Source organism: Citrobacter sp. RHBSTW-00599 (assembly GCF_013784065.1).
Lineage (GTDB): Bacteria > Pseudomonadota > Gammaproteobacteria > Enterobacterales > Enterobacteriaceae > Citrobacter > Citrobacter braakii.
The window spans coordinates 3,303,942-3,318,823 of sequence record NZ_CP056717.1 but is presented as its reverse complement, the minus strand read 5'-3'; the positions used below and the strand labels follow the sequence as shown (position 1 = coordinate 3,318,823).

The 14,882-nt window shown below is 53.3% G+C and carries 12 protein-coding genes; 10 read left to right on the top strand and 2 right to left on the bottom strand.

What is annotated here, in order from left to right; translation table 11 throughout:
• Positions 1-36 precede the first annotated feature (36 nt).
• From ycaR to HV243_RS16395, 3 genes are all read left to right on the top strand, one after another.
• Complete coding sequence (ycaR, locus tag HV243_RS16405) at positions 37-219, top strand: protein YcaR (RefSeq protein ID WP_003035793.1); 183 nt, start codon at positions 37-39, stop codon at positions 217-219.
• Positions 216-962 carry a 3-deoxy-manno-octulosonate cytidylyltransferase gene (gene kdsB, locus HV243_RS16400; RefSeq protein WP_016152452.1) on the top strand — a complete coding sequence of 249 codons (747 nt, stop codon included), beginning with the start codon at positions 216-218 and terminating at the stop codon, positions 960-962. Before ycaR ends, kdsB begins: the two co-directional genes overlap by 4 nt.
• A 162-nt stretch (positions 963-1,124) precedes the next feature.
• Positions 1,125-2,018, top strand: coding sequence for a YcbJ family phosphotransferase (locus HV243_RS16395; RefSeq protein ID WP_016156120.1), 894 nt, complete (start codon positions 1,125-1,127; stop codon positions 2,016-2,018).
• 35 nt (positions 2,019-2,053) lie between these two features.
• Here the strand turns inward: HV243_RS16395 and elyC are convergent, their stop codons facing one another.
• Positions 2,054-2,818, bottom strand: a complete 765-nt coding sequence (gene elyC / locus HV243_RS16390; protein WP_019076401.1) for an envelope biogenesis factor ElyC — start codon at positions 2,816-2,818, stop codon at positions 2,054-2,056.
• Between the two features lie 135 nt (positions 2,819-2,953).
• Between elyC and cmoM the strand changes: the two genes are divergently transcribed.
• The 7 genes from cmoM (at position 2,954) to HV243_RS16355 (ending at position 13,627) form a co-directional block, all read left to right on the top strand.
• Positions 2,954-3,757, top strand: coding sequence for a tRNA uridine 5-oxyacetic acid(34) methyltransferase CmoM (cmoM, locus tag HV243_RS16385; protein WP_053388968.1), 804 nt, complete (start codon positions 2,954-2,956; stop codon positions 3,755-3,757).
• On the top strand, positions 3,750-5,072 hold the full coding sequence (mukF, locus tag HV243_RS16380; RefSeq protein ID WP_016156123.1) for a chromosome partition protein MukF: 1,323 nt from the start codon (positions 3,750-3,752) through the stop codon (positions 5,070-5,072). Before cmoM ends, mukF begins: the two co-directional genes overlap by 8 nt.
• Positions 5,053-5,757 carry a chromosome partition protein MukE gene (mukE, locus tag HV243_RS16375; protein ID WP_016152457.1) on the top strand — a complete coding sequence of 235 codons (705 nt, stop codon included), beginning with the start codon at positions 5,053-5,055 and terminating at the stop codon, positions 5,755-5,757. Before mukF ends, mukE begins: the two co-directional genes overlap by 20 nt.
• A complete protein-coding gene (gene mukB / locus HV243_RS16370; RefSeq protein ID WP_131352054.1) occupies positions 5,757-10,217 on the top strand; it encodes a chromosome partition protein MukB in 4,461 nt (1,486 codons plus the stop codon). The genes mukE and mukB overlap by 1 nt, the downstream gene beginning before the upstream one ends.
• 256 nt (positions 10,218-10,473) lie before the next feature.
• The gene (ldtD, locus tag HV243_RS16365) at positions 10,474-12,225 is read left to right on the top strand and encodes a L,D-transpeptidase (protein WP_046275674.1); all 1,752 of its coding nucleotides are present in this window, start codon (positions 10,474-10,476) and stop codon (positions 12,223-12,225) included.
• Positions 12,226-12,402: 177 nt separating this feature from the next.
• Positions 12,403-12,951 carry a YcbK family protein gene (locus tag HV243_RS16360; protein WP_016152461.1) on the top strand — a complete coding sequence of 183 codons (549 nt, stop codon included), beginning with the start codon at positions 12,403-12,405 and terminating at the stop codon, positions 12,949-12,951.
• Positions 12,952-12,979: 28 nt separating this feature from the next.
• On the top strand, positions 12,980-13,627 hold the full coding sequence (locus HV243_RS16355) for an MBL fold metallo-hydrolase (protein ID WP_003035823.1): 648 nt from the start codon (positions 12,980-12,982) through the stop codon (positions 13,625-13,627).
• A gap of 54 nt (positions 13,628-13,681) precedes the next feature.
• Here HV243_RS16355 and aspC read toward each other — a convergent pair whose 3' ends face one another.
• Positions 13,682-14,872: an aspartate transaminase gene (gene aspC, locus HV243_RS16350; protein WP_053388966.1), complete on the bottom strand. Its 1,191-nt coding sequence runs from the start codon at positions 14,870-14,872 to the stop codon at positions 13,682-13,684.
• Between the last annotated feature and the right edge of the window lie 10 nt (positions 14,873-14,882).

The following is a 14,882-nucleotide window of genomic DNA, read 5'->3' as shown; positions in this document are numbered from 1 at the left end:
TTTACGGATTCACAATCCGGTCCATCTGGAGGAACTATGGATCATCGTCTGCTTGAAATCATTGCCTGCCCGGTATGCAATGGCAAACTCTGGTTTAACCAGGAAAAACAGGAACTGATTTGTAAACTGGATAACCTTGCTTTCCCACTGCGTGATGGCATTCCCGTGTTACTGGAAACCGAAGCTCGCGTTCTGACTGCTGATGAGAGTAAATCATGAGTTTTGTGGTCATTATTCCTGCGCGTTATGCGTCCACACGTTTGCCGGGCAAGCCGCTGCTGGATATCAATGGCAAGCCGATGATCGTGCATGTGCTGGAGCGTGCGCGTGAATCTGGCGCTGAACGTATTATTGTTGCGACCGATCACGAAGATGTCGCTCGCGCGGTAGAAGCGGTGGGTGGTGAAGTATGCATGACCCGCGCCGATCACCAGTCCGGTACGGAGCGTCTGGCGGAAGTCGTCGAGAAATGTGGCTTTAGCGATGATACCGTTATTGTGAACGTACAGGGTGATGAGCCGATGATCCCGGCGGTCATTATTCGCCAGGTCGCTGAGAATCTGGCGCAGCGCCAGGTCGGTATGGCGACCCTTGCTGCCCCGATTCACAGTGCGGAAGAGGCATTTAATCCGAATGCGGTGAAAGTCGTTCTGGACGCCGAAGGTTATGCACTCTATTTTTCACGCGCGACCATTCCGTGGGATCGCGACCGTTTCGCTAAAAGCCTGGAAACGGTGGGTGACACCTTCTTGCGACATCTGGGTATTTACGGCTATCGCGCCGGTTTTATCCGCCGTTATGTTAACTGGCAGCCCAGCCCGCTTGAGCATATTGAAATGCTGGAGCAACTACGTGTGCTGTGGTACGGCGAAAAAATTCATGTTGCCGTCGCAAAAGAAGTACCCGGTACCGGCGTAGACACTGCCGAAGATCTTGAGCGCGTTCGCGCCGAAATGCGTTAGTTTTTCTCACGACACTCCCCTGAGGACGCCAATTTTTGGGAGGAGTGTCATATCGTTACGCTTTCCCGCCATTTTTCTTTTCATCAATTGATCTCATCCGGGTGACATCTGTCTGCACGACGCTCATTATGAAAGCAGTAGCATTTATGAGGGCAATCCGAAATGGAACAGTTGCGTGCCGAACTCAGTCATCTGTTGGGTGAAAAACTCAGTCGTATAGAATGCGTGAATGAAAAAGTGGATACGGCCCTGTGGTCACTGTACGACAGCCAGGGAAATCCGATGCCACTGATGGCGAGAAGTTTCACCACGCCGGGTATGGCGCAGCAGTTGGCATGGAAAACCTCCATGCTGGCGCGCAGTGGTACGGTGCGTATGCCCGTCATTTATGGGGTCTTAACCCACGAGGAACATCCCGGTCCTGATGTGCTACTGCTTGAGCGTTTACGTGGAGTGCCGGTGGAAGCGCCTGCCCGAACGCCCGAACGCTGGGAACATTTAAAAGATCAGATCGTAGAAGGTCTGCTGTCATGGCATCGGCAGGATAGTGCTGGCTGCGTGGGAATGGTGGATAACACGCAAGAGAATATCTGGCCATCCTGGTATCGTCAGCGGGTTGAGGTGCTGTGGACCACGTTAAATCAGTTCAACAATACCGGGCTAACGATGCAGGACAAGCGGATCCTGTTTCGCACCCGTGAGTGTTTGCCTGCCTTATTTGAAGGATTCAATGATAACTGCGTGCTGATCCACGGTAATTTCAGTTTACGTAGCATGCTCAAAGACGCCCGTAGCGATCAGCTTCTGGCTATGGTGGGACCGGGGTTGATGCTGTGGGCGCCAAGGGAATATGAACTGTTCCGTTTGATGGATAATGCGCTGGCGGAAAGCCTGCTTTGGCAATACCTGCAGCGCGCGCCAGTGGCGGAGTCATTCATCTGGCGGCGCTGGTTGTATGTGTTATGGGATGAAGTGACGCAATTGGTCAACACCGGACGCTTTAATCGTTCCAACTTTGACCTGGCAACGAAATCATTGCTGCCGTGGCTCGCATGATAAACATGTGAACACCTTATCAGGCAACATTCCTGTCAATGTTCCGATCCTTTCAGCCACTGCCAGATGCGTCCCAGGGTTTCGTAACCAACGCGATCGCTGTGCATCAACCAGACGGGGGAGGGTATAGCACGCTCCCACGGATTAAGCGGTGAATCAATTGCTAACTGATTGGCTGGCGCTGGCAGCGGATGCAAGCCGGCCTGCTGGAAGAAGATCATCGCCCGCGGTAAGTGGGAGGCAGAGGTTACCAGCAGGAACGGCGCATTGCCGATGGCCTTCTTTACCGCTGCGGCTTCTTCTTCGGTATCTTTGGGGTGATCCAGGGTGATGATTTCATTGGCTGGCACCCCCAGCGACTGCGCTACGCGGGCACCAGCTTCTGCGGTACTGACGTTATTTGTCTTTGCGGCAGCGCCGGTAAAGATGAGCTTCGATCCCGGGTTTGCGCGCCATAGGCGAATACCTTCATTCAGACGTGGAAGGCTGTTGCTGATCAGATTTGAACTCGGCGCCCACTGCGGATTCCAGGTATACCCTCCGCCCAGCACCACAATATATTCCACTTTTTGCGAACCTTGCCACGTTGGATAACTGTCCTCAATCGGTTTCAACAGGCTGTCGGCGACGGGCTGTAAACTAAGGAGTAACAGTGCCAGCCAACTCAGGCTAATACACACTTTCCCTGTTTTTTGAAAGCGACTGAACCAGACCAGCGCCAGGCCAATACCCATCATAATTAGCATCAGTGGCAGCGGCAGCATCATACCGCCAATCACTTTCTTCAGCGTAAAAAGCATCCTTTTTGGTTCCTTTTTTAACCATACAGCAGGGGATCTGCAGGGATATTACACCAGGAAGGTTCATTCTCGGCGTGGGTGTGACAAAATAGCGGTTTTACTTAGTCACCCTAAAGCCAGTATGTGGAGAGCCCGATGCGGGACCGCAATTTTGATGACATTGCAGAGAAGTTTTCCCGTAACATTTACGGCACCACCAAAGGTCAATTAAGACAGGCTATCCTTTGGCAGGATCTGGATCGATTACTGGAAACGTTCGGTGAGCAAAAACTGCACATTCTGGATGCCGGTGGTGGTGAAGGGCAAACGGCCATCAAAATGGCGGAACGAGGACATTTCGTCACATTATGCGATCTGTCTGGCGAGATGATCGCCCGAGCGCAACAGGCGGCAGAGGCAAAAGGTGTGAGCGGGAACATGCATTTTATACAATGCGCCGCTCAGGATGTTGCTTCGCATTTGGAAAGCCCGGTTGATCTGATATTGTTTCATGCTGTGCTGGAGTGGGTGACAGATCCGGTCAGCGTGTTGCAGACTCTGTGGTCAGTATCGCGTCCTGGCGGCGCGCTGTCGTTAATGTTCTACAATGCTAACGGTCTGTTGATGCATAACATGGTCGCAGGGAACTTTGACTATGTGCAGGTGGGGATGCCGAAACGTAAAAAACGCACGCTTTCACCGGACTACCCACGCGATCCGGGGCAGGTCTACCAGTGGCTGGACGAGATCGGTTGGCAGATAACCGGTAAAACGGGCGTACGTGTGTTTCATGATTATCTGCGAGATAAACATAAACAGCATGACGACTTTGAAATGTTACTTGAGTTAGAAACGCGTTATTGCCGCCAGGAACCGTATATCAGCCTTGGGCGCTATATTCATGTCACCGCGATTAAAAGTTCGGCCCGAGCCGCAGATGCAAGGATAATTTATGAGTGAATTTTCCCAGACAGTCCCCGAACTGGTTGCCTGGGCCAGAAAAAATGACTTCTCCATCTCTCTGCCTGTAGACAGACTTTCGTTCCTGCTGGCGGTCGCGACCCTGAACGGTGAGCGACTTGACGGCGAGATGAGTGAAGGTGAGCTGGTGGATGCGTTCCGCCATGTGAGTGATGCGTTTGAGCAAACCAGCGAAACCATCGGCGTACGCGCCAACAACGCGATCAACGATATGGTGCGTCAACGTCTGCTGAACCGCTTTACCAGCGAGCAGGCGGAAGGCAACGCTATATATCGTTTAACGCCATTGGGAATTGGCATCACGGATTACTACATTCGTCAGCGCGAATTCTCTACGCTGCGTCTTTCAATGCAGCTGTCGATTGTTGCAGGTGAACTAAAGCGCGCGGCGGATGCGGCAGCGGAAGGTGGCGATGAGTTCCACTGGCATCGCAACGTCTACGCGCCATTGAAATACTCGGTGGCGGAGATTTTCGACAGTATCGATCTGACCCAGCGCATCATGGATGAACAGCAGCAGCAGGTAAAAGACGACATCGCACAGTTGCTTAATAAAGACTGGCGGGCGGCGATCTCCAGCTGTGAACTGCTGCTCTCTGAAACGTCTGGTACGCTGCGTGAACTGCAGGATACGCTGGAAGCAGCGGGGGATAAGCTACAGGCTCACCTGTTACACATCCAGGACGCCACGATGACGCATGACGATTTGCATTTCGTCGATCGGCTGGTGTTTGACTTACAAAGTAAGCTCGACCGCATTATCAGTTGGGGTCAGCAGTCCATTGATTTATGGATCGGCTACGATCGTCACGTGCATAAGTTTATCCGTACCGCAATCGATATGGATAAAAACCGCGTCTTTGCCCAGCGTTTGCGCCAGTCCGTGCAGACATACTTTGACGATCCGTGGGCGCTAACCTATGCCAACGCCGATCGTCTGCTGGATATGCGTGACGAAGAGATGGTGCTGCGTGACGAAGAGGTCACCGGCGAGCTTCCGGAAGATCTGGAATATGAAGAATTTAACGAGATCCGTGAACAGTTGGCGGCGATCATCGAAGAACAGCTGGCTATCTACAAATCCAGACAAACACCACTGGATCTCGGTTTGGTCGTGCGCGAGTATCTGGCGCAATACCCACGTGCGCGTCATTTCGACGTCGCGCGTATTGTTATCGATCAGGCGGTACGCCTTGGCGTAGCGCAAGCAGATTTCACCGGACTGCCAGCCAAATGGCAGCCGATTAATGATTACGGAGCCAAGGTACAGGCGCATGTCATTGACAAATATTGAACAAGTGATGCCGGTAAAGCTGGCGCAGGCGCTGGCGAATCCGTTATTTCCGGCGCTGGACAGCGCCTTACGTTCGGGCCGCCATATCGGTCTGGATGAACTGGATAATCATGCCTTCCTGATGGATTTTCAGGAATATTTTGAAGAGTTTTACAGCCGCTATAACGTGGAATTGATCCGTGCGCCGGAAGGGTTCTTCTACCTTCGCCCGCGTTCAACGACGCTCATTCCCCGTTCGGTCCTGTCTGAACTGGACATGATGGTCGGTAAAATTCTTTGCTATCTCTATCTCAGCCCGGAACGCCTGGCGAACGAAGGGATTTTTACCCAGCAAGAGTTGTACGACGAGCTGCTAACGCTGGCTGATGAAGCGAAGCTGCTGAAACTGGTGAACAACCGTTCAACCGGTTCGGATGTTGATCGCCAGAAGCTACAGGAAAAAGTTCGTTCTTCGCTAAACCGTCTGCGCCGTTTAGGCATGGTGTGGTTTATGGGTCACGACAGCAGCAAATTCCGTATTACGGAATCAGTCTTCCGCTTTGGCGCGGACGTGCGCAGCGGTGACGATCCGCGCGAAGCGCAGCGTCGCTTAATTCGTGATGGCGAAGCGATGCCGGTCGAGAACCGCCTGCAGCTCAACGATGAGCCCGAAGAGAATCAGCCGGACAGTGGAGAAGAAGAATAATGATTGAACGCGGTAAATTTCGCTCACTTACGCTGATTAACTGGAATGGTTTTTTTGCCCGTACGTTCGACCTTGATGAACTGGTTACCACGCTGTCCGGCGGTAACGGTGCGGGTAAGTCCACCACCATGGCGGCATTTGTAACAGCGCTCATCCCGGACTTAACCCTGCTGCATTTCCGTAACACCACCGAAGCCGGTGCAACCAGTGGTTCACGTGATAAGGGCCTGCACGGTAAGTTGAAAGCGGGCGTCTGTTACTCAATGCTCGACGTCCTCAACTCGCGCCATCAGCGCGTGGTCGTGGGGGTGCGTCTGCAACAGGTTGCCGGTCGCGATCGTAAAGTGGATATCAAACCGTTTGCCATTCAGGGACTGCCGATGTCGGTGCAGCCAACCCAACTGGTGACGGAAACGCTGAATGAACGCCAGGCGCGCGTGCTGTCCCTCTCTGAGCTGAAAGAGAAGCTTGATGAGATGGAAGGTGTGCAGTTTAAACAGTTCAACTCAATCACTGATTATCACTCACTGATGTTCGATCTGGGCATCATCGCCCGTCGTCTGCGTTCCGCGTCTGACCGTAGTAAATTCTATCGTCTGATTGAAGCCTCGCTGTACGGCGGGATCTCCAGTGCCATTACGCGTTCACTGCGTGACTACCTGCTGCCGGAAAACAGCGGCGTACGTAAAGCCTTCCAGGATATGGAAGCTGCGCTGCGTGAAAACCGCATGACGCTGGAAGCGATTCGCGTAACTCAGTCTGACCGCGATCTGTTTAAGCATTTGATCAGCGAAGCGACCAACTATGTGGCCGCGGATTATATGCGTCACGCCAACGAACGTCGTATCCATCTTGATAAAGCGCTGGAATATCGTCGTGAGCTGCATACTTCACGTAAGCAGCTGGCCGCGGAGCAGTATAAGCACGTGGATATGGCGCGCGAACTGGGCGAGCATAACGGCGCGGAAGGCGATCTGGAAGCTGATTACCAGGCCGCGAGCGATCACCTGAATCTGGTGCAAACCGCGCTGCGTCAGCAGGAAAAAATTGAACGCTACGAAGCGGATCTCGAAGAACTGCAGGTCCGTCTCGAAGAACAAAATGAGGTGGTCGCGGAAGCCGTTGACCGCCAGGATGAAAACGAAGCCCGCGCAGAAGCCGCGGAACTGGAAGTGGATGAGCTGAAAAGCCAGCTTGCCGATTATCAGCAAGCGCTGGACGTCCAGCAAACGCGAGCCATCCAATATACCCAGGCGATCCAGGCGCTGAATCGGGCGAAAGAGCTCTGCCACTTACCGGATCTGACCGCCGACAGCGCTGCTGAATGGCTGGAAACCTTCCAGGCTAAAGAGCAGGAAGCCACTGAAAAACTGCTGACGCTGGAACAAAAAATGAGCGTGGCGCAAACCGCGCACAGCCAGTTCGAACAGGCTTATCAACTGGTGGCGGCTATCAATGGCCCGCTGGCGCGTGGTGAAGCCTGGAGCGTGGCGCGTGAACTGCTGCGGGAAGGCGTTGAACAGCGCCACCTGGCGGAACAGGTTCAGCCGTTGCGTATGCGACTCAGCGAACTGGAGCAGCGTCTGCGCGAACAGCAAGACGCCGAACGTCTGCTGGCTGAATTCTGCAAGCGTCAGGGTAAACAGTTCGATATCGATGAGCTGGAATCGCTGCACCAGGAGCTGGAAGCACGCATCGCCGCCTTGTCGGACAGCGTCTCTTCTGCCAGCGAACAGCGTATGACGTTGCGTCAGGAGCAGGAACAGCTGCAGTCTCGTATCCAGCATCTGATGAAACGTGCGCCTGTCTGGCTGGCCGCGCAGAATAGCCTGAATCAGCTTAGCGAGCAGTGTGGCGAAGAGTTTACCTCAAGCCAGGATGTGACCGAGTATCTGCAACAACTGCTGGAGCGCGAGCGTGAAGCCATTGTTGAGCGTGATGAAGTCGGTGCGCGCAAAAATGCAGTTGATGAAGAAATTGAACGTTTAAGTCAGCCGGGCGGGGCGGAAGATCAGCGTCTGAACGCGCTGGCGGAGCGCTTCGGTGGCGTTCTGCTGTCAGAAATCTATGACGACGTTAGCCTTGAAGATGCGCCGTACTTCTCTGCGCTGTACGGTCCTTCGCGTCATGCCATCGTGGTGCCGGATCTGTCGCTGATTACCGAGCAGCTTGAAGGGCTGACGGATTGTCCGGAAGATCTCTATTTCATCGAAGGGGATCCGCAGTCGTTTGATGACAGCGTTTTCAGCGTTGATGAGCTGGAAAAAGCGGTAGTGGTGAAAACCGCCGAGCGTCAGTGGCGTTATTCCCGCTTCCCGACGGTGCCGATTTTTGGCCGTGCAGCGCGCGAAAGCCGTATCGAAACCCTGCATGCCGAGCGTGAAGGGCTGTCTGAACGTTTCGCAACGCTCTCCTTTGACGTCCAGAAAACCCAGCGTCTGCATCAGGCGTTCAGTCGTTTCATTGGCAGTCATTTGTCGGTGGCGTTTGAAGCCGATCCGGAAGCGGAAATTCGCCAACTGAATGGCCGTCGCGTTGAACTGGAACGTGCGCTGAGCAATCATGAAAATGATAATCAGCAAAGCCGTATGCAGTTTGAGCAGGCGAAAGAGGGGGTCTCCGCTCTTAACCGCCTTCTCCCGCGTTTGAATCTGCTGGCGGATGACACGCTGGCCGATCGCGTGGACGAAATTCGTGAGCGCCTGGATGAAGCCCAGGAAGCGGCGCGTTTTGTACAGCAACATGGCAACCAGTTAGCCAAACTGGAACCGATTGTTTCGGTCCTGCAAAATGACCCTGAGCAGTTTGAACAACTAAAGGAAGACTACGCGTATTCCCAACAGATGCAGCGCGATGCACGTCAGCAAGCTTTTGCTCTGACCGAAGTGGTGCAGCGCCGGGCGCACTTTAGCTATTCCGACTCTGCTGAAATGCTTAGCGGCAACAGCGATCTGAACGAGAAACTGCGTGAGCGCCTGGAACAGGCGGAAGCTGAACGTACCCGCGCCCGTGAAGCGTTACGCAGTCACGCCGCACAGTTAAGCCAGTACAACCAGGTCATGGCGTCGCTGAAAAGCTCCTATGACACCAAAAAAGAGCTGCTTAACGATTTACAACGTGAACTGCAGGATATTGGCGTTCGTGCGGACAGCGGTGCAGAAGAGCGCGCGCGTATTCGTCGTGATGAACTGCATGCGCAGCTCAGCAACAACCGTGCGCGCCGTAACCAACTGGAAAAAGCGCTGACCTTCTGCGAAGCGGAGATGGAAAACCTGACCCGCAGGCTGCGCAAGCTGGAACGTGATTATTTTGAGATGCGCGAGCAGGTGGTTACCGCGAAAGCCGGATGGTGTGCGGTGATGCGGATGGTGAAAGATAACGGCGTTGAACGCCGCCTGCACCGTCGGGAGCTGGCGTATCTTTCCGGTGATGAACTGCGCTCGATGTCGGATAAGGCGCTTGGTGCGCTGCGCCTGGCGGTTGCGGATAACGAACACCTGCGCGATGTACTGCGCATGTCTGAAGATCCAAAACGCCCAGAGCGTAAAATTCAGTTCTTTGTCGCGGTTTATCAGCATCTGCGTGAACGTATTCGTCAGGATATCATCCGTACCGACGATCCGGTTGAAGCGATCGAACAGATGGAGATTGAGCTGAGCCGTCTGACGGAAGAATTAACGTCCCGCGAACAGAAACTGGCGATCAGCTCTCGCAGCGTGGCGAATATCATTCGTAAGACCATTCAGCGCGAACAGAACCGTATTCGCATGCTGAATCAGGGGCTGCAAAGCGTGTCGTTTGGCCAGGTAAACAGCGTTCGTCTGAACGTCAACGTACGCGAGACGCATGCTACCTTGCTGGACGTACTTTCCGAACAGCATGAGCAGCACCAGGATCTGTTTAACAGCAATCGTCTGACCTTCTCTGAAGCGCTGGCGAAGTTGTATCAGCGTCTGAATCCGCAGATTGATATGGGGCAACGTACGCCGCAAACCATTGGTGAAGAGCTGCTGGATTACCGTAACTATCTGGAAATGGAAGTTGAGGTTAACCGTGGCTCTGACGGCTGGCTGCGTGCTGAATCTGGCGCGCTGTCAACCGGTGAAGCGATCGGGACCGGGATGTCTATTCTGGTGATGGTTGTGCAAAGCTGGGAAGACGAAGGGCGTAGACTGCGCGGGAAAGATATTTCTCCTTGCCGTCTGCTGTTCCTTGATGAAGCTGCGCGACTTGATGCACGCTCTATCGCGACTCTGTTTGAACTGTGCGAGCGTCTGCAAATGCAGCTGATTATCGCAGCCCCAGAAAACATTAGCCCGGAGAAAGGCACCACCTACAAACTGGTGCGTAAAGTCTTCCAGAACACCGAACACGTTCACGTGGTAGGTCTGCGCGGGTTTGCGCCTCAGTTACCTGAGCCGCTGCCTGGCACCGAAGATGCCTCCTCGCAGGCAAGCTAAATAAAAGGCGGCTAAATGGCCGCCTTCTTTTTTTCCGGAAATTCTCAATAACTGGTGTAATTTCTTTAAACTTCTTTACATTAGGTTAGGCAAAAATTTTTTCATGTTTATATACTAAAGGTAAGCCTAACGCGTCACAGGCTTGCTCGTCATACTTCAGCTTGTATTGGCGTTTTACAGGTTCGGCCCCGCCAAAATAAGGGGAAGACATACGGCCTGGCTACTCAAAGTATGATAAAAAAACAGGGGGCAAGGGATGTTGCTTAATAAAATGTGTGGTCGTCGGCTGTCGGCAATTAGTTTGTGCCTGGCCGTAACATTCGCTCCACTGTTCAATGCGCAGGCCGATGAGCCTGAAATGATCCCTGGCGATAGCTCAGCGACCGTCAGTGAACAGCCAACAGCGTTATCACAGCCGCAGGCTCAATCTTCCGCGACGGCTATCATGGCAGGTATCCAACCGCTGCCCGAGGGCGTGTCAGTTGATAAAGCCCGCGCCGAATTACAATCTCAACTTCCAGCGGGCTTCACACCGGTTTATATGAGCCAACTGGAACTGCTGTATGCCGCACGCGAAATGAAACCGATGTGGGAAAATCGTGATGCGGTAAAAGCCTTTCAGCAACAGTTAGCTGAAGTGGCGATTGCCGGCTTTCAGCCGCAGTTCACCACCTGGGTCGCTTTACTGACTGACCCAGCAGTAACCGGTCAGGCGCGAGATATCGTGCTCTCAGATGCGATGATGGGGTATCTGCACTTTATTGCCAACATCCCCGTCAAAGGCAATCGCTGGCTCTATAGCGATAAGCCCTATGCGCTGACGACGCCGCCGATTTCCGTGATCAACCAATGGCAAGTCGCGCTGGATAACGGTCAACTGACTTCGTTTGTCGCCAGCCTGGCACCGCAACATCCGCAGTACGCAGCAATGCATGATTCGCTGCTCAAGCTGGTGGGCGATACGCGGCCCTGGCCGCAACTGACCAGTACCGCGACGCTGCGTCCGGGGGAGTGGAGTAAGGATATCCCTGCGCTGCGTGAAATTTTGCGCCGCACCGGGATGCTGGAGTCTGTTGTCAGTACGGCTGCCAAAGAAGGCCGTAGCGCTTACGATCGTGAACTTGTTGACGCGGTTAAGCGTTTTCAGACGTGGCAGGGGCTTGGGGCCGATGGCGCGATTGGCCCAGCCACGCGTGACTGGCTGAACGTGACGCCCGCTCAACGTGCGGGCGTGCTGGCGTTAAATATTCAGCGCTTGCGCCTGCTGCCGGGTACGCTGTCTACCGGTATCATGGTGAATATTCCTGCCTACTCGCTGGTGTATTATCAAAACGGCAATCAGGTGCTGGCCTCGCGCGTTATCGTCGGACGTCCCGATCGTAAAACGCCGATGATGAGCAGTGCGCTGAATAACGTGGTCGTTAACCCGCCGTGGAACGTGCCTCCGACGCTGGCCCGGAAGGATATTCTGCCTAAGGTTTGGAATGACCCAGGGTATCTTGAGCGTCACGGCTATACCGTAATGCGCGGCTGGAACAGCAAAGAGACCATAGATCCGTGGCAGGTTGACTGGGCCACCATCACCGCCTCCAATCTGCCGTTCCGCTTCCAGCAGGCTCCGGGAGCGCGTAACTCGCTCGGACGCTATAAATTCAATATGCCGAGTTCGGATGCTATTTATCTGCACGATACGCCGAACCACACTCTGTTCCAGAAGGATTCGCGGGCGTTAAGCTCCGGCTGCGTGCGCGTGAACAAGGCATCTGAGCTGGCGAATATGCTGCTACAGGATGCGGGGTGGAATGATACGCGCATCTCGGATGCCCTGAAGCAAGGGGATACAAGGTACGTGAATATTCGCCAGAATATCCCCGTCAACCTCTACTATCTGACCGCATTTGTTGGCCCGGATGGTCGAACGCAGTATCGTACAGATATTTACAATTACGATCAGACAGCGCGATCCAGTGCACAAATTGTGTCAAAAGCTGAACAATTAATCAGATAAATGAAGCAGTTCGAGGAAAATAATTGTCGTAAGTTATGCTGGAAACGGGGCGAAATGGCTGCAAGCCCCGTATTTCCTGGGGTTGGGAGCCTTGACGTGGACTACTTAGCCAGATAAGGTTTCCCGCGTGCGCTAGAGCATACATACGATAACATTGACCTTGTAGACCTTAAAACCATGGACAAATTTGACGCTAATCGCCGCAAACTGCTGGCGCTTGGTGGCATTGCCCTCGGCGCTGCCATCCTGCCTACGCCTGCGTTTGCTACACTCTCTACCCCACGTCCGCGCATTTTGACTCTGAATAACCTGCATACCGGTGAGTCAATAAAAGCAGAGTTTTTTGATGGCAGGGGCTATATTCAGGACGAATTAGCTAAACTTAATCACTTTTTCCGTGATTTTCGTGCGAATAAAGTGAAATCCATCGATCCGGGATTGTTCGATCAACTCTTCCGTCTGCAGGGCCTGCTGGGCACGCGTAAACCCGTACAGCTTATTTCTGGTTACCGCTCTATTGATACCAATAATGAATTACGTGCGCACAGCCGCGGTGTGGCAAAGAAAAGCTACCACACGAAAGGGCAGGCCATGGATTTCCATATTGAAGGCATCGCATTAAGTAATATTCGCAAAGCTGCGTTATCTATGCGCGCAGGTGGTGTAGGATACTACCCACGCAGTAACTTTGTGCATATTGACACCGGACCGGCGCGTCATTGGTGATCCATAAGCTTAATGAAACAGGAGCCGTATGAACTATCGTATTATTCCGGTCACTGCATTCGCCCAGAACTGCTCGTTAATCTGGTGTGAGCAAACCCGTCTGGCTGCGCTGGTCGATCCCGGCGGCGATGCTGAGAAAATCAAACAGGAAGTCGATGCCAGTGGCCTGACGCTAATGCAGATCCTGCTCACCCATGGTCATCTTGATCACGTAGGTGCGGCGGCTGAACTGGCACAGCATTATGGTGTACCGGTTATTGGTCCGGAAAAAGAAGATGAGTTCTGGTTACAAGGACTTCCTGCTCAGAGTCGCATGTTTGGCCTGGGCGATTGTGAGCCGCTGACGCCCGATCGCTGGTTGAATGAAGGCGACCGGGTAAGCGTGGGTAACGTGACGTTGCAGGTACTGCATTGCCCGGGTCACACGCCGGGACATGTGGTCTTCTTTGATGAACAATCAAAGCTACTGATTTCTGGTGACGTGATTTTCAAAGGCGGCGTAGGGCGCAGCGATTTTCCTCGCGGAGATCATAGTCAATTGATTGATTCGATTAAACGTAAACTGTTGCCGTTGGGTGATGACGTGACGTTTATTCCGGGTCACGGCCCACTTTCGACGTTGGGCAACGAACGGCTACATAATCCGTTCCTGCAGGATGAAATGCCAGTCTGGTAACACCGCAGATAAATGAAAAAGGCCGCTATTGCGGCCTTTTTAGTACGCGATAGATTACAGTACTGCGACAATCGCTTCGCACAGCGGTGCCATGTTATCTGGCGTCATTCCTGCTACGTTCACACGTCCGGAAGCGACGGCATAGACACCAAACTCTTCACGCAGACGCAGAACCTGCTCTTTGGTCAGGCCGCTGAATGAGAACATGCCGTTCTGTTTGATGATAAAGCTGAAGTCGCGGTTCGCACCTTTCTCCTGCAGCGTATTCACAAACAGCAAACGCATGCGTTGGATGCGTTGACGCATATCAGTCAGTTCCTGCTCCCAGATAGCGCGCAGGGCATCGTTGCTCAGGATGGTTGCCACAACCGACGCACCGTGTGCTGGTGGGTTGGAATAGTTGGCACGAATGACGGATTTCATCTGGCTAAACGCGCGGTCGACGGTTTCAGCATCGGCTGCAACCAGCGTACAGGCGCCTACGCGCTCATTGTACAGACCAAAGTTCTTGGAGTAGGAGCTGGCGACGATCAGCTCTTTGTGCAGCGCAGCGAATGCGCGCAGACCTTCTGCATCTTCTTCCAGACCGCGGGCAAAGCCCTGGTATGCGAAGTCAAACAGTGGCAACCAACCTTTTTCGACAGAAAGCTGAGCCAGCGTTTGCCACTGCTCCAGCGTAGGATCGATACCGGTTGGGTTATGGCAGCAGCCGTGGAATAACACCACGTCGCCAGCCTGCGTTTCGCTGAGGCTTGCCAGCAGCGCATCAAAGTCTAATGAGTGGTTCGCGGCATCGTAATAGTTGTATTCACGAACTTCCAGACCGGCAGAGTTAAAGACGCTCTTATGGTTTGGCCAGCTTGGATTGCTCACCCATACGCGTTTAGCTGAGGTGTTTTTTGCCAGGAAATCAGCGGCCACACGCAGTGCGCCAGTGCCGCCAGGGGTCTGTGCTGTACGCGCACGTTTGTCGTTGATAAGCGAACTTTCTTTACCAAACAGTAATTCCTGAGTGCAGCGACCAAACTCTGGAATACCGTCGATGCCAAGGTAATTTTTAGTGGTTTCATTTTCCAGAATATATTGCTCGGCTTTTTTAACGCTGGTCAGTACCGGCGTTTTGCCTGTCTCATCTTTATATACACCGATCCCAAGGTTTATTTTTCCTGGGCGGTCATCGGCACGAAACAAATCAGCCAGACCCAAAATGGGGTCGGCAGGAGCGGCAGTAATGTTCTCAAACATGACGAGGTTC

Coding starts and splice junctions, on each gene's coding strand:
- ycaR (WP_003035793.1), top strand. CDS start 37: ATGGATCATCGTCTGCTTGAAATCATTGCCTGCCCGGTATGCAATGGC.
- kdsB (WP_016152452.1), top strand. CDS start 216: ATGAGTTTTGTGGTCATTATTCCTGCGCGTTATGCGTCCACACGTTTG.
- HV243_RS16395 (WP_016156120.1), top strand. CDS start 1,125: ATGGAACAGTTGCGTGCCGAACTCAGTCATCTGTTGGGTGAAAAACTC.
- elyC (WP_019076401.1), bottom strand. CDS start 2,818: ATGCTTTTTACGCTGAAGAAAGTGATTGGCGGTATGATGCTGCCGCTG.
- cmoM (WP_053388968.1), top strand. CDS start 2,954: ATGCGGGACCGCAATTTTGATGACATTGCAGAGAAGTTTTCCCGTAAC.
- mukF (WP_016156123.1), top strand. CDS start 3,750: ATGAGTGAATTTTCCCAGACAGTCCCCGAACTGGTTGCCTGGGCCAGA.
- mukE (WP_016152457.1), top strand. CDS start 5,053: ATGTCATTGACAAATATTGAACAAGTGATGCCGGTAAAGCTGGCGCAG.
- mukB (WP_131352054.1), top strand. CDS start 5,757: ATGATTGAACGCGGTAAATTTCGCTCACTTACGCTGATTAACTGGAAT.
- ldtD (WP_046275674.1), top strand. CDS start 10,474: ATGTTGCTTAATAAAATGTGTGGTCGTCGGCTGTCGGCAATTAGTTTG.
- HV243_RS16360 (WP_016152461.1), top strand. CDS start 12,403: ATGGACAAATTTGACGCTAATCGCCGCAAACTGCTGGCGCTTGGTGGC.
- HV243_RS16355 (WP_003035823.1), top strand. CDS start 12,980: ATGAACTATCGTATTATTCCGGTCACTGCATTCGCCCAGAACTGCTCG.
- aspC (WP_053388966.1), bottom strand. CDS start 14,872: ATGTTTGAGAACATTACTGCCGCTCCTGCCGACCCCATTTTGGGTCTG.